This is a genomic window from Pantoea sp. GM01 (assembly GCF_000282675.1).
In the GTDB taxonomy this organism is placed as follows: domain Bacteria; phylum Pseudomonadota; class Gammaproteobacteria; order Enterobacterales; family Enterobacteriaceae; genus Pantoea; species Pantoea nemavictus.
This window is the reverse complement of the sequence record NZ_AKIU01000046.1, coordinates 1-14,970: the sequence shown is the minus strand read 5'-3', so window position 1 is coordinate 14,970 and position 14,970 is coordinate 1. Positions and strand designations below refer to the sequence as shown.

The window sequence follows — 14,970 nt, the reverse complement described above, 5'->3', positions numbered from 1 at the left end:
AGCTTAGCGCTTCGCTGTAATTTTATAAGGAAAATCAATAACCAAGGTGATTATTCAGGGAGTTGCGGGGTCTGGAGCCAGCGGTGATTAAAGACGTTGAGCGGCAGCGCTTCAGCATATAAGTAGCCCTGCCCTATAGTAATTCCGCGCGCCAGCAGCCAGTCACGCTGTTCGGCGGTTTCCACACCTTCAGCGATCACATCAAGGTGAATGATGTCGGCAATCGCCGCCACGATGCGTACCATGGTGTCATCATCGGGCAGTGCCGCGACGAAGCTGCGATCCATTTTCAGCTTGTTCACCGGCAGCGCTTTAAACTGATGAAGGTAGTTGAGATTGGAGTAACCCATGCCGAAATCATCAAGCGCGACGGCCACGCCGGTTTGTTGCAGTGAGCGCAGCAGCGCAATCGCCTGTTCGGCATCACCAATCTGTGCGGTTTCGGTAATTTCCAGCACGAAGTTGCCTGGCGCAATGCGATGGCGCTCCAGTAAGCCCTGCAAATGACTCACCATGCTGGCATCGCGCAGCTGCACCGCCGAGATGTTAACGCTGAGCGGGATGTTAATGCCCTGCTTCTGCCAGCCGGCAAGAATGCGGCAAGCCTCTTCAAACACCCAGCGACCAATCGCCGAAATCACGCCAATCTCTTCAGCGCTGGCAATAAACTCTTCCGATAAGCCATAGCTGCCATCCGGCATGCGCATGCGCAGCAGCGCTTCGGCACCGGCCAATTCACCGGTTTCCATATTGATTTGCGGCTGCAGATAGAGGGAGAACTGATCCTCCTGCAAACCTTGCAGAATGTCATGTTCCTGCGTTAAGCGCTTTTGCGCGCGCTCGGTGAGTGCCGGGTCGAAGAACAGAATCTGGTTTTTGCCTTGATGGCGCGCCGACATCATCGCCGATGTAGCGCGATCCAGCTGCTCGCTGGCCGAGATGCTGTTCTCTTCATGCAGCGCCAGACCAATGCTGGCATTAGGCCGCAGCTGCAGCTGTTGCAGGTTCACCGGCTGATTGATGCGAATCATCAGATTGCGCGCCAGGCGCATGGCACGGAACGGATTGTGCGCACGCTTCATCAGCAAGGCGAAGTCGCTCGGCCCGGTCTGCGCCAGCAGCACGTGATCGTCCACGGTGCTGCGAATCTTCTCCACCAGCGTCAGCATCAGCGTATCGCGCTGCTCATCGCTCAACACGCCGTTGGCTTCCTGCAGCGTCTCGATACGAATCACCATCAGTCCCCACGCCTGGCGGTTACGTTGATGGCTCATGTGTTGTTCGAGCAGCGCAAGGAACAGCGCGCGATTGGGCAGATCCGTCACGGCGAAATGGGTGGTCATGCGGCTCATTTCGTCGTGAATCGACTCCAGCACCTGCTGATTGCGGTTATAGCTGCGAATCAACATACCGATTTCATCATCACGATGGTTATGCGGCAGCGTCATTTTGTGCGTCAAAATCGCCTGCGGCGGCAGCTCCTGCAAATCACGCGAGATATCGCGCAGCGGATGCACAATCAAGCGATTGATGCACCAGCTGATGGAGATCGAAAGGATCAGCGCCAGCAGCAGATAGGTGGTGATCATGGTGGATAACGTGCTGAGCAGGAACTGATAGACGCGCGACGAATCGGCCTGCAGCACCAGATACGCAATCGGCTTTGGCAAGCCAGAGCGCTCAACCGAATAGAGCGGCAGCGTGATTTGCACCGGCAGCTCAAACAGGCGCGCCACCCAGCGCGGCACCGGTTTTTCCGGCGCGAAATCGGCGTGCAGCGCCTGGAACGCGTTCGGCAGCACCACATCGGCGCGCGATAAAATACCGGCGGGTTTCAAAGTATTGAGAATGCGCTCGGCCTGCGGAATATCGGCTTTCAACACGGCATCGGAGAGCGGCTGACGCACGGTATGCGCCACATTTTCCATTTGTTGGGCGTAGTCAATCCTGCGCTGCTGCACAAAGTGAAAGAGCTGGATGACAATAAAAATGCAGATGGTCACCATCGCCACGGCGGAAACCGTCGCCATCTGCTTTATCGTTAGAGAACGACTGACGCGCAACAAAACTTCTCCAGGCCATCAAAGGCGTGTCATGAGATGAAATTCGCAGCGAGTATATCCCAGGTCGCGCGTTTTTTTCGCCGGGATATCGGCGAAAAGTAAGCAAGTTGGGTTATTTATGAAGTGATTCGGAATTAGGCAGGTGATAAACATGCAGGGATTTGTAGCGGCGCGATTTATCGCGCAATAAATTGCGCCGCTACGACAGATGAAAAATTTGAAATCGATACTTACTGTGGATACGCCACCCAATCGCCGCCGTTCAGGCGGATCCACGGCTTGCCCTGATACATCATCACCACCGCATTATCGTTCTCCGACACCACCGGCGTCTGCGGCAGATTATCGGTCAGCAGCGACATATTGACGTTCGGCGCGTTAAATAGCTGCCCATCCACCACGCGCGACACGATTTCAGAGATCGCCATCAGGCTGGTTGGCGTCTCAACGCTGAGTGGCTGGCCCTGATGCGCTGCCTTCATGCCGACAAACTTAATGCCAACCGGCACATGGGTGATATCCGGGCTGGGGATATCACGCAATCCCGACATCTGCATTTTGTCGCCCTGCAGCGCCGCGCCGTGTTCCGGCACCACCAGCACCATCACGCGACGGCCGGACTTCTCCAGATTAGTCAGGAAGGCATCGAGCTGGTCGAACAGCACTTTGGCACGCGGCTGCCAGTCGGCGCTGCGCGTGCTGCCCAGTTCGCGCGTGCCATCGTGCAGCGGAATCAGGTTATAGAACGTCGCGCTGCGCGCATCGCTGCTCTTACTGCGATCGTCGAGCCAGCGCTGCATCAGCTGCGCATCATTAAACACCGGCGAGCCGTCAAACGAGGTCACTTCTGGCGCTATACCCGCCTGCGACATCAATGGCGCCTGCAGATTGCCCTCTTCGCGCAGCTCTTTGAGATAGTTACCAAACACGCCGGTGTGATCCATCATCAGCTGCTGCTTAAAGCCCAGCTTCGCCAGATTATCAAACAGATAGCAGCGCTGATCGGTGGCTTTATACAGATCGCTATGCGAGCTTTGCCCGCAGCTGGCGCGCAGCAGACGAATCCCCGCCGGGCCGCTGTAGCCGGTGGCCGAGTTGTAGTTATTGAGCAGAATATCGAAGTGCTGCCACAGCGGATGATTGCGTAGCTGCGTCACCTGCAAATCAGACCACGACAGCGAGCAGATGTTGATGACCAGAATATCGAACGGCTGCGAATCGGCAGGTAGCGCTTCCGGGAAGTCCGTAGCACGCTGGCGCTCACTCTCGTAAAAGCGGTTCAGCCATGCGGTTAAATTGGCGCTGGTCGGCGGCGCGGATTGATCGAGGCCATCCGGCGCTTTCGCCGCTGGCGCATTATCGAGTTTCACAGTGGGCGTTGCAGCGCGGCTCGGCAGTAAATTCACTGCTGGTCCGGCGATGGTCAGCACATTCAGCCAGATCAGCATCAGCGTCACCAGCACGGTGATGCGAATCCACTGCGCGATAAACAGATACAGCACCAGCAGTACCAAGCCCGCGCCAATCATCTCCCAGTTGATAAAGCGGTTGAGCAGGTCCAGCAGGTAACCTGGCGAAAAGCTGGCGAGCTGGCTTCCCTGACTCATGATCGAATTGAGTCCCGGCAGCCAGGTATCGTGCCAGAAGAGCGCCACGCCAATCGGCAGCGAAATCCACTGGCGCAGGCGATGCAGACGCAAACCCGGCAGCGGCAACAGCAGCCATGCCAGAAAGGCCAGATTACTCAGCGCGTGGAAATTGAGATAGCCGTACCACAGCAGGGCAAATTTGATCAAAAAGTAAAAATTCCAGCCACCAAGGCCGCGCCACGTCAATCTGTTATCCATGTTTATCCGTTTTCTTCGCTTTGCGTTGCCACTGGCCTTCTGATTTCAGCGCGCGGGTGGGCAACCATCGCATCAGCGGGTTGATGCTGCGGCGCGCGACTCCGCGCCCAAACAGTGATTTCAGCAACAGTAAAATCAGTAACAGCAGGATCGCCACCTGCACCCAATCCATCAGCATCATCGGCGCTCTGCTCCATCAAGATTGAGCGTGATCGGCTGCGGTGTTAGTGCGGCGCGCGCGGTGGCTGCTGCAGGGGCACTGACCGGCGCGACGGCTAGCGGCTGCTCGGTGACATCGCGCAGCGCCACCGGCGTCAGCTGCCGGATTTTCTGCGCCTCCGATAAAATCTGATTGTCTTCAAACCACACCATGCGGTTGCTAAACAGCTCATCATGCGGCAGCGAGAAGATCGATTTCAGCGCAATATCCAGGTCATTGAATCGGCATGAAGAGAGGAACAGATAGATGCGATCGTTAATCAGCGTGACCAAATCGCCGAAGCGCCGGGGTTTGCACAGCGTCAGAATCTGCTCGGGTTTCAGCTGCGGCACCGGACGCAATGCCACCATCAAGCCTTTATCGTTCTCAGGAAGCAGCGTATTGCTCATTAGCTGCTGCACCGCCGCACAAAACGCCTCGAGCGGCAGATAGCCTTTTTGCTGCAACGGCTGCAGCGCCTGCATCAGTACGCTGAGATTTGCGGGCACATGTCGTGAGAATTGCTGCCCCTGAATACCTTCCAGCGTGGTCAGAAAGCGCGACAAACTGGCGGCGTTCGGCACGATGGCATTCACACCGCAGGCCAGCAACAAACGTTCATCGCTATAGCGCAGCGTGGTACTGATTTCACGCACCACAATCTTCAGCGCACTGCCGCGCGATCGGCGCAAACTATGGACCATGTTCGCTAGCGTATTGATGTCCTGGTTATGGACCAGGCTAAAGATGACCGTGGCGGCGTTCGCCTGCTGGGCACGCGAAAACACGCGGTCATTATCGCTAAACAGCTGCCACTGCACCGAGAGCGGTGGCGCCCCTTCCAGCACACTTTCCTGCGCCAGAAATTGGTTTTCATCGTTGCGGCTTAAGGGAATATTTTGTTCCGCTTCATTAACGGCAATAAATTGATTGTCGACATAACTCAAACGGATAGCGCGGTCGGCCAGTAATTTGTCGGCGGCGTACCACCAGTTAATTCGATATTGCCAACTGTCCTGCTGAAACTCTAAATGTGCGAGACCATCAAGCTGGCGAAAATAACCTTGCAGATGATTACGTAAGTGAATTATTGAAGCACCGGAGGTGATCATTAACAGCGTGATTTGTTTTTTACTTAACAAACGACGCATGCGCTTAAGCCAAATAGTCAGCTCATCCTGCGATAATTTACGCCACAAGGCGGCATTACTATAAAACAGCACGATGCCACTGCGATTATTCAGCACGCGTGAAAGATCGCTCTCAAACTGCTGCAAGCTGGTTTTATTGGCGGGCAGGGAAAATAATGGCATTCGCGCCGGACCGCCAATCGGATCGGGCGTTAACAGCGCCTGCGGCTTCTCATCTGCGCTGATAAGCGTGGCGGCATCTTGCTGGCTAATGACCTGACGCAGCAACAGCCGGGCATCCTCCTGACGCTGGCTGGTAATCCAATAAAACCCTGGCGTCTGCAGGGTATTTAATTCCTGCTGAATCTGTTGCAGGCCAAGCGCATAGTGATTTTTCATATTTTATTCGCGATCGCTACCCTCGCAGCGAGTTTAATCTAGACGGCAACGATTGGAACTGGTGAAATAAAAAAAATAACCGCATCGTTGCACAGTTCGTCGCAATATTCTGGTTTAGACTTTACAAAAAATAGAATCACAATTCATCCGTTGTCGATTTTGGGTGGCAAAAAAGTAATGAAAATAGAAAATGCTTTTTCGCTGAGCGCGTCTGGCAGCGAAGATCATGATGACATTAATGCCTTAAGCGCGGCCTTTTCTCTTAAGGCATTTCGCTACATTGATATTGCCCGTGAAGCGCGCCTGAATAGCATTATGGCGCGCTGGCCGCTGCTGCGTGAAATAAGCGCCGCCCAGGAGCCCGATCGTTAATGCCGATGATTGCACTGCAAGGTATACGTGGCGGCTGCGGCGCCACCTCGCTCAGCGCGGCATTAGGCTGGGCGCTCAATGCGCTGGGGGAATCGGTGCTGATCATCGATTTTTCACCGGTCAATCAGCTGGCCGCCCACTTTAATCTGCCCATCAACACCGCGCAGGGCTGGGCGCCCGCGCTGCTTGAACAGCAAGCGTGGCAGCAATGCGCCCAGCGCTATCAAAGCGGGCTGGATTTTCTGCCGTTTGGCGCACTGACGCCGCCACAAAGTGCACAGCTCAGCGCGGCCGATGGCGATTTTGCCGCGCCGCTGCTGCAGGCACTGTCGGCCCTGAAAACACATTATCAATGGATTGTGCTCGATATCCCGGCGGATCTGTTGCCGTGGCAGCGATCGTTTATCGCCGCCGCCGATCGTCTGCTGCAGGTACTGACGCTGGATGCCAACTGTCAGCTGCGCCTGCATCACGCGCGCATCTCCCCGCATACGCTGTTCCTCATTAACCAGTTCAACGCTAACAGCCAACTGCAGCAGGATCTGCATCAGCTGTGGATCAGTTCGCTGAAGAACCTGATTCCGCAAGTGATTCACCGTGATGAAGCGCTGGCGGAAGCACTGATGATGAAACAGCCGGTGGGCGAATACCGGCCGCATGCGCTGGCGAGTGAAGAGATCAATACGCTGGCCAACTGGCTGCTGCTGAATGTGGCTGGAGGCGCAGCGTGAATCCGTTGCGCTGGCTGCTGATGCCACCTGCGTGGCAAGCGTTACAGCGCCGCGCCACCGTGGCGCGTCAGCATGGCGCGGGCCGCTGCACCATCGCGCTGCATCTGCTGTGGTGCGTGCTCGGCTGGTCGCTGCTGCGGCTGGAAGCACCCGGCTGGCAGCATATCCTGCAACATCGTCAGCGTTACTATCCGCACATTTCGCCGCTGCGCCCGCGTCCGCTGGATGTGCTGCGCTATGCGATGCAGAGCCTGTGGCTGATGCTGGTGCGGCCACGCGAACACCGCACCCGTAAGGGTTTCAGCGCTGAGCCGCTGTTGCGCTGGCGTCAGCCGTTGTATCAGTGGCTCGGCGCGCTGCCCGGCCGGCTGGAGCAAACGCGTCTCGCCCAGCGCAGTGAACAACGCATTCAGGCGCTGCCGCCACGGCTACGTCAGCTGCTGTTTATCGTGGCCGCTGTGGTTGCCAGCCTGCTGGCGCTGCTCTGTATCTCACAGCCTTTCGGCATCACTACACAGTTTGTCTTCGTGCTGCTGCTGTGGGGATTAGCAATGCTGGTGCGGCGCGTGCCGGGGCGTTTGCCCACCATCATGCTGATCGTCTTGTCGCTCACCATCTCCTGCCGCTATCTGTGGTGGCGCTATACCGAAACCCTCAACTGGGACGATCCGCTCAGCCTGACGTTTGGCCTGCTGCTGATTGGCGCAGAAACCTATTCGTGGACGGTGTTGGTGCTGGGTTATTTCCAGACGCTGTGGCCGCTCAATCGCCAGCCGGTCTCGATGCCGCCAGAAATTACTGCCTGGCCGAGCGTCGATATCCTGGTGCCAACCTACAACGAGCCGCTCAGCGTGGTGAAGCCGACCATCTATGCGGCGATGGGCATCGACTGGCCGCAGGACAAGCTCAACATCTATCTGCTGGATGATGGCACGCGCGAAGAGTTCCGCGAGTTTGCCGCCAGCGTTGGCATCCATTACGTGGTGCGCGCCAGCCACGAACACGCCAAAGCCGGCAATATCAACCATGCGCTGAAAACAGTGTGTCGCAGCGATTACGTCGCTATTTTTGACTGCGACCATGTGCCGACCCGCTCGTTCCTGCAGCTGACCATGGGCTGGTTCCTGAAAGATCATCGGCTGGCGATGCTGCAAACGCCGCACCACTTCTTCTCGCCCGATCCGTTCGAGCGCAATTTGGGGCGCTTCCGCCAGACGCCGAATGAAGGGTCGCTGTTTTATGGTTTGGTGCAGGATGGCAACGATACCTGGGATGCGGCATTTTTCTGCGGCTCTTGCGCAGTGCTGCGCCGTAGCGCGCTGGATCAGATTGGCGGGATTGCAGTCGAAACCGTCACCGAAGATGCGCATACCTCGCTGCGCCTGCATCGCCAGGGTTACACCTCGGCCTATATTCGCATTCCACAGGCGGCGGGCCTGGCGACCGAGAGTTTATCCGCGCACATTGGCCAGCGTATCCGCTGGGCGCGCGGCATGGTGCAGATTTTCCGTCTCGATAATCCGCTGTTCGGCAAAGGCTTAAAGCTGGTGCAGCGCCTGTGTTACGCCAACGCCATGCTGCACTTTCTCGCCGGGATTCCGCGCCTGATCTTCCTGCTGGCGCCGCTGGCGTTTCTGCTGTGCCACGCCTACATCATCTATGCGCCGGCGCTGGCGATTGCCATCTACGTTCTGCCGCATATGCTGCACACCAGCTTAACCAACTCACGCATTCAGGGGCGCTGGCGCCACTCGTTCTGGAGTGAAGTGTATGAAACCGTGCTGGCGTGGTACATCGCGCGCCCCACCACGGTGGCGCTGTTCAATCCGCATAAAGGCAAGTTCAACGTTACCGCTAAAGGCGGTTTAGTTGCCGAACGGCATCTCGATTGGGTGATCACCAAGCCGTACATGATGCTGGTGCTGCTGAATATTGCCGGTATCGCCATGGCCTTCTGGCGTATGGCCTACGGTCCGGCCAACGAGATGCTCACCATTTGGGTCAGCCTGGTATGGGTGCTGTACAACATGATTATCCTCGGTGGCGCGGTGGCGGTTTCGGTGGAAGCGCGTCAAATCCGCGAAGCGCATCGCGTCGAGATCGCCATGCCCGCGGCGATTGCGCGTCAGGATGGGCACATGGTGCCGTGCACGCTGCGCGACTACTCCGACGGCGGCGTAGGCGTTGAGCTGCGAGAAGCCGATGCGCTGAAAGAGGATGAACCGGTGTGGCTGCTGCTGCGTCGGGGCCAGCAGGAGTTCAGCTTCCCGTGCCAGGTGCAGCGCGTGTTTGGCCGTCGCGCCGGCATTCGCCTGCATCAGCTCACCACGCGCCAACACATCGAATTCATTCAGTGCACCTTTGCGCGTGCCGATACCTGGGCGCTGTGGCAGGACGGCTTCCCGGAAGATAAACCGGTGCAAAGTCTGGCCGACATTATGCTGCTGGGTTTTAAAGGCTACCTGCGTCTGGCCGAGTATGGACCCGCGCCGCTGCGCCGTTTATTCCGTGGGCTCACCGCGCTGGTGAGCTGGCTGGCAACGCTGCTGCCGCAGCGTATTGAGCGCCAGCCTGCGTCGCTCAATACCGATTTCACTTAAGTTGATGATATGACCATGATGAGAAAACTGAGTTGGTTTACCGCCCTGCTGCTGGGCTGCGTCTCACTGGCGCAGGCCGCGCCGCAGTCTGCTGCACCGTTTGCCGCAGGCAGTGCGGTGTCACCGCCGCTGTCGGAGGTGAATGCGCTGGTCGATGCCAACGCGCCGCTGCGCGATAGCCAACTGATGTTTAATCAGGTCGCGCCGCCACCAGGCAGCATGACGCTACGCGGTACCGAACCCAGCAGCCAGATTGAGTTCGGCGTGCGCAGCGATGAAGTGGTGACGCGCGCGCTGCTCAATCTCAGCTATCGTCCCTCGCCCGCGCTGATCCCCACGCTGTCGCAGCTCAAGGTCTATCTCAATGATGAGCTGGTTGGATTGGTCACCGTGACCGCCGAGCAGCTTGGCAAAGAGAATCAAACGCAAATCTCCGTCGATCCGCGTTTCATCAGCGATTTTAACCGCGTGCGTCTGGAGCTGGTCGGTCATTACGCCAACGTGTGTGAGAATCCGGCCAACAGCACTATTTGGCTGGATATTGGCAAAGCCAGCAAACTCGATCTGACGCTGCAGAAGTTACCGCTGAAGAACGATCTGTCGCATTTCCCGGAGCCGTTTTTTGATACGCGCGACAGCCGCCCATTGCAGCTGCCGATGATTTTCAACGCCCAGCCAACTCTAGTGCAGCAGCGCGCCGCCGCTATTCTGGCTTCATGGTTTGGCAGCAAAGCCGCGTGGCGTGGTCAGTCATTCCCGGTGCTGTATAACCAGTTGCCGAATCAGCAGCACGCAGTGGTGTTTGCCACCAACGATCATCGTCCCGACTTCCTGAAAGATTTGCCGCCGGTAGAGAAACCAACGGTAGCGATGGTGAATCAGCCGGACAATCCGTACGAGAAGATGCTGCTGATTCTTGGGCGTGACGACAACGATCTGTTAACGGCGGTGGAAGGTATTGCCCAGGGCCAGCTGTTGCTACGCGGTGAGACCGCGACCATTGACAGCGTGAAGCTGCTGGCGCCGCGTCAGGCCTATGATGCGCCTAACTGGGTGCGCACCGATCGCCGCACCACCTTTGCCGAGCTGACGCAATATCAAAACCAGCTACAGGGCGACGGCTTGCAGCCTAACCCCATCAGCCTGACGCTGAATCTGCCGCCGGATCTGTTCCTGGTGCGCGCACGCGGCATCGATATGGATCTGCACTACCGCTACACCTCGCCGATACAACAGGATGGTTCGCGGCTGGCGGTGCATCTCAACAATCAGTTCATGCAGGACTATCCGCTGACGGCGAAAGATAGCGCCGGTCAGCAGCTGATGCGTATTCCGCTGATGCAGGGTTTGCAGGACAGCAATCGCCAGTTAACCATTCCGGCGCTGCGCCTCGGGGTGGTGAATCAGCTGCGCTTCAACTTTGATTACGCCAACACCTTTATTGGCGGCACCGCCGATGGCCGCTGCGAAACCGTCACTACGGTGGGACATCATGTAGTGATCGACGATACCTCCAGCATCGATTTTTCCGGCTATCGTCACTACATCGAAATGCCCTCGCTGGCGGCGTTCGCCAACGCCGGTTTCCCTTACAGCCGCTACGCCGATCTGGCGCAAACGCTGGTGCTGGTTCAGCCTAAGCCGAGCAACAATGAAGTCAGCACCCTGCTGAATGCGCTGGGCAGCATCGGCGCGCAAACCGGCTATCCCGCACTGCGCGTGCAGATGAGCGATGACTGGCGTAAAGCCCAACAGAGCGATGCCGATGTGTTGATGATCGGCGACATTCCGCCGGATCTGCAGGACGATGGCAAGATCAACCTGTTGGCCGACGCGGCGCGCAGCTGGATCAACATGCCCGCGCGCGCCATGACGACACCAAGCCTGCCAATATCGGACAGCGATCGCACCGTGGAAAGCCAAACCACCATCAGCTCACGCGGACCGATGGGCGGGATTGTCGGCTTCCAGTCGCCGTTTAACGATCAACGCAGCGTGGTCGCGCTGCTGGCCGACAGCCCACGCGGCTGGGAGCTGCTGAATAACGCGCTGCTCGACAGCGGCAAACGTGCGGCGGTATTCGGTTCCGCCACGGTGATCCGTGAATCGGGCGTGAACAGCCTGCGCGTCGGCGATACGTATTACGTTGGTCACCTGCCGTGGTGGGAGCGCTTATGGAATCTGCTCGCCACCCATCCGGTGTGGCTGGCGCTTTGCGCGGTCGTCGTCGTGGTGCTGTTTGCGCTGATGGCCTGGCGCTTGATGCGCATGGTGAGCCGTCGCCGTCTGGCCGAGCTGGATGACGATGAATAAACTGCGGCCTGGCGTGCTGATCGCCAGCGCGCTGGGTCTACTGGCAGGCGCGGGTGCGGCTCCAGCTGGCCCGCAGGTGGCGCCGGTTGAGTGGTTGCTGATGCAGATCCGCACCGGCGAATCGACCAACAAACTCGATTTGGTGCAGCAATCGCTCTATCGGCTGGAGAAAATCGATCCCGACAATCCGCAGGTGCTGGCGGCGCAAATCCGTATGGCGCTGCGCCAGGGCGATCAGGCCAACGCGCAAACCTTATTGGCGCAACTGCAGCGTGTGGCACCGAATGCCGCCGCCACGCGTGAATCAGAAGCGGGCTTACGGCTGATCACCGCAGATGGCCGCCAGCAGCTGCAGCAGGCGCGCCTGCTCGCCACCGCCGGGCACGTCGTGGAAGCCAAAGCCGCCTGGGATGCGCTCTTCCACGGCGTGTTTCCGGATGTGAACACCGAGCTGGAGTATTGGCGGCTGGTGGCGCGTCTACCCGGCCAGCAGCCGCAAGCGTACCAACAACTGCAGGCGCTGGAGCAGCGCTATCCCGGCAACATCGGCGTGGAGCTGCAGCTGGCGCGCATGGCGTTTGACAATAATCAGCCGGGCGCAGCCTTTACTCAGCTGCGCCGTCTTGCCAACCGCAACGGCGGGCGCGATGCCGCCTCCGAGCTGTGGCTGCAGCAAATCCAGAATCAGCCGGTGAGCGAACGCAGCGTCGCCAGCCTGCAGCAATATCTGCAAACCTTCACCGAAGGCGATGCCCAGCAGCGCGGTGCGCAAGAGCTGGCACGCCAGCAAAAAATGCTCGCCGATCCGGCTTATCGCCAGCGCATGCGCGGACTGGCGCTGGTCGATGCCGGTGGCGGCGCGGGCGCGATTGCCGCCCTCAGTGCGGCGCTGCAAGCCAATCCGCACGATGCCGAACTGATGGGCGCGATGGGCCAGGCGCAGGCGCGGGCCAATCATCGCGCGGCGGCAATTGGCTGGCTGGAGAAGGCGATTCAGGCTGGCCAGGCCAGCACGCAGATCGGCAAATGGCAGTCGCTGCTGCAAACCAACCGCTACTGGCTGGCGATCGACAGCGGCGATGCAGCGCTGAAAAAGGGCGAGATGGCGACAGCTGAGCAGTATTATCGCAGCGCGCAAGCGTTGGATAATCGCGATAGCTGGGCGTTGATTGGCCTTGGCGATGTGGCGCAGGCGCGCAAAAACACTGCTCAGGCAGAGAACTTCTGGCAGCAGGCGCTGCGCCTTGATCGCAGCAACAGCACGGCGAAAAGTCGGCTGCTACAGCTGCGTACGGATGCGCTGATGGCCGAAGCCGATGCGCTGGCGCAACAAGGCCAGTGGCATCAGGCGGCAGAGAAATATCGCCAGGCGATGCAGGCAACCCCCGACGATATCTGGCTGGCTTATCGGCTGGCGGGCGCGCTGCGCAATGGCGGCGGCGAAGCCCAGGGCGCGCAGGTGATGGAGGCGATGGTGCACCAGCATCCACAGCAACCGGCGGCGCTGTATGCCGCAGCGCTATGGCTGGCCTCTGGCGATCGCGATGACGCGGCGCTGGCCATGCTGCGTCGTCTGCCGGCTGGGCAATGGGACAGCAACATGCACGACCTGGCCGATCGTCTGCAGCAGAAGAAGGTGCTGGCGCGCGGCGAAGAAGCGCTGGGGCGCATCGAAGCCATGATCGCGCTGAAACAGACAACGGCAGCGCATCGCGCCTTGCAAACCTTGCCGGCAAGCGTGGCGCAGCAAAGCGTTTACAGCGGGCGGCGTGTGGCATTCGCCTGGCAAAACAGCGGCGATACGCAGCGTGCCCAACAGCTGTTCGATGAGCTGAAAATCCGCGCCGCGAAACTGGCCCCTTCACAGGAGAAAGCGCTGGCCTATCGCGATGCGGCGCGGCTGGAACGTCAGCAACAGCAGCCGCAACGAGCGCAAAAAGATTATCAGCTGGCGATGGCGGCAAGCGGTATCAGCCCGGACGTGCCACAGGATAATGAGGGTTATACCGCCCTAACCCGCAATCAACCGCAGGATGAGTGGCTGAAACGCAGCATCCGCAGTGACGCCGCCGATCTCTATCGCCAGCAGGACACCACGTTCATGCTGGAGCAGGATTACTCGCGCAATAAAGGCAACGGTGGTACCTCCGATTTCACCGCGCACACCACGATGCTGCAGGCGGAGACGCCGCTGGCCGACGGTCGTAGCTTTGTGCGCGTTGATCATGTGCTGGTTTCGGCGGGCACCTTCTCCAGCGCAAACGGCGGCCACAGTGAGCCGTTCGGCAGCTGTAACGATGCCAACGCCGGCGGATGCAGCCGCGATTTCACCCAGCGTGATGAAGGCACCGCGCTGGGCGTGGGTTGGCATAACCAGCGCTGGTCGGCCGATCTCGGCACTACGCCGCTCGGCTTTGCGACCAGCAACTGGGTTGGCGGCGTCAGCTGGAAAACCGACGTCGATGACATTGGCCTCACGTTTAGCGCCTCACGCCGACCGATCTCCAGCTCGCTGCTGGCGTATGCAGGCGCACGTGATCCAGCGACTCACGGCGGCAAAACCTGGGGCGGCGTGGTCGCGACCGGCGGCTCGCTCGGCCTAAGCTACGATACGGGCGATGCCCATGGCGTGTGGGCCGATCTCAGCGCGCATCAATTGACGGGCGAAAACGTCGCGGATAATAGCCGTGAACGCCTGATGGCGGGCTATTACTACAAACTGGTCAATCAAGATAATCGCCGCGCCACTATTGGCCTGAACAGCATGCTGTGGCATTACCAGAAAGATCTCAGCGACTACACCTTCGGCCAGGGCGGCTATTACAGCCCGCAGCAATATTTCTCGTTGTCGGTGCCGGTGACGTATCGCCAGCGCACGGAAAACTGGTCGTTTGATCTCGGCGGCTCGGTTTCCTGGTCGCAGTCGCACACTGATGGGCAGCCGCGTTATCCGCTCAATCCCGGCTTTGCGCTGGCGTCGAATCCCACTTCAGACAGCAGTTCGGGCACGGGTTTCGGTTATACCTTGCAGGCGCTGGTGGAGCGCCGCATAACGCCGCATTGGTCAGTGGGATTAGCGATGGATATTCAGCAGGCGAAGGATTACACCCCCAGCCACGGCTTGATTTTTATGCGCTACTCAATGTCTGGCTGGAACGGCGATATGGACATGCCTCCCCAGCCGCTCACGCCTTATGCGGATTTTAAATAGGTTAATTTAGGTAGTCGCCATAAATGGCGACCCTACAGGCGTTATCGCGATGGTTACTAAGAAATAAGCATTGATGCTGCAGCGCGGGTTTTGAGGCGACATCCC

Annotated in this window: 9 protein-coding genes; 5 read left to right on the top strand and 4 right to left on the bottom strand. The window is 58.7% G+C overall.

Translation table 11 applies throughout. From position 1 onward, the window contains the following. Nucleotides 1-50: 50 nt before the first annotated feature. The 4 genes from hmsP to bcsE all read right to left on the bottom strand — a co-directional run bounded on the left by hmsP (nucleotide 51) and on the right by bcsE (nucleotide 5,638). Nucleotides 51-2,063 carry a biofilm formation regulator HmsP gene (gene hmsP / locus PMI17_RS13500; RefSeq protein WP_193372779.1) on the bottom strand — a complete coding sequence of 671 codons (2,013 nt, stop codon included), beginning with the start codon at nucleotides 2,061-2,063 and terminating at the stop codon, nucleotides 51-53. A 230-nt stretch (nucleotides 2,064-2,293) separates the two neighbouring features. Then, entirely contained in the window at nucleotides 2,294-3,910 is a 1,617-nt protein-coding gene (gene bcsG, locus PMI17_RS13495) for a cellulose biosynthesis protein BcsG (RefSeq protein ID WP_009127774.1), read from the bottom strand. Continuing rightward, complete coding sequence (locus PMI17_RS13490) at nucleotides 3,903-4,091, bottom strand: cellulose biosynthesis protein BcsF (RefSeq protein WP_009127772.1); 189 nt, start codon at nucleotides 4,089-4,091, stop codon at nucleotides 3,903-3,905. Before PMI17_RS13490 ends, bcsG begins: the two co-directional genes overlap by 8 nt. Then, on the bottom strand, nucleotides 4,088-5,638 hold the full coding sequence (gene bcsE / locus PMI17_RS13485) for a cellulose biosynthesis protein BcsE (protein ID WP_009127770.1): 1,551 nt from the start codon (nucleotides 5,636-5,638) through the stop codon (nucleotides 4,088-4,090). Before bcsE ends, PMI17_RS13490 begins: the two co-directional genes overlap by 4 nt. 177 nt (nucleotides 5,639-5,815) lie before the next feature. Between bcsE and bcsR the strand changes: the two genes are divergently transcribed. From bcsR to PMI17_RS13460, 5 genes are read left to right on the top strand one after another with little or no spacing between them, the layout of a single operon-like run. Continuing rightward, nucleotides 5,816-6,010 (top strand): cellulose biosynthesis protein BcsR, encoded by a 195-nt coding sequence (bcsR, locus tag PMI17_RS13480; protein WP_009127769.1) that lies wholly within the window; start codon nucleotides 5,816-5,818, stop codon nucleotides 6,008-6,010. After that, a complete protein-coding gene (gene bcsQ, locus PMI17_RS13475) occupies nucleotides 6,010-6,741 on the top strand; it encodes a cellulose biosynthesis protein BcsQ (protein WP_009127766.1) in 732 nt (243 codons plus the stop codon). The genes bcsR and bcsQ overlap by 1 nt, the downstream gene beginning before the upstream one ends. Further along, nucleotides 6,738-9,341: a UDP-forming cellulose synthase catalytic subunit gene (gene bcsA / locus PMI17_RS13470; RefSeq protein ID WP_009127764.1), complete on the top strand. Its 2,604-nt coding sequence runs from the start codon at nucleotides 6,738-6,740 to the stop codon at nucleotides 9,339-9,341. The genes bcsQ and bcsA overlap by 4 nt, the downstream gene beginning before the upstream one ends. A 15-nt stretch (nucleotides 9,342-9,356) precedes the next feature. Continuing rightward, a complete protein-coding gene (bcsB, locus tag PMI17_RS13465) occupies nucleotides 9,357-11,654 on the top strand; it encodes a cellulose biosynthesis cyclic di-GMP-binding regulatory protein BcsB (RefSeq protein ID WP_036621204.1) in 2,298 nt (765 codons plus the stop codon). Continuing rightward, nucleotides 11,647-14,865, top strand: a complete 3,219-nt coding sequence (locus PMI17_RS13460; RefSeq protein ID WP_009127761.1) for a cellulose synthase subunit BcsC-related outer membrane protein — start codon at nucleotides 11,647-11,649, stop codon at nucleotides 14,863-14,865. Before bcsB ends, PMI17_RS13460 begins: the two co-directional genes overlap by 8 nt. Nucleotides 14,866-14,970 lie beyond the last annotated feature (105 nt).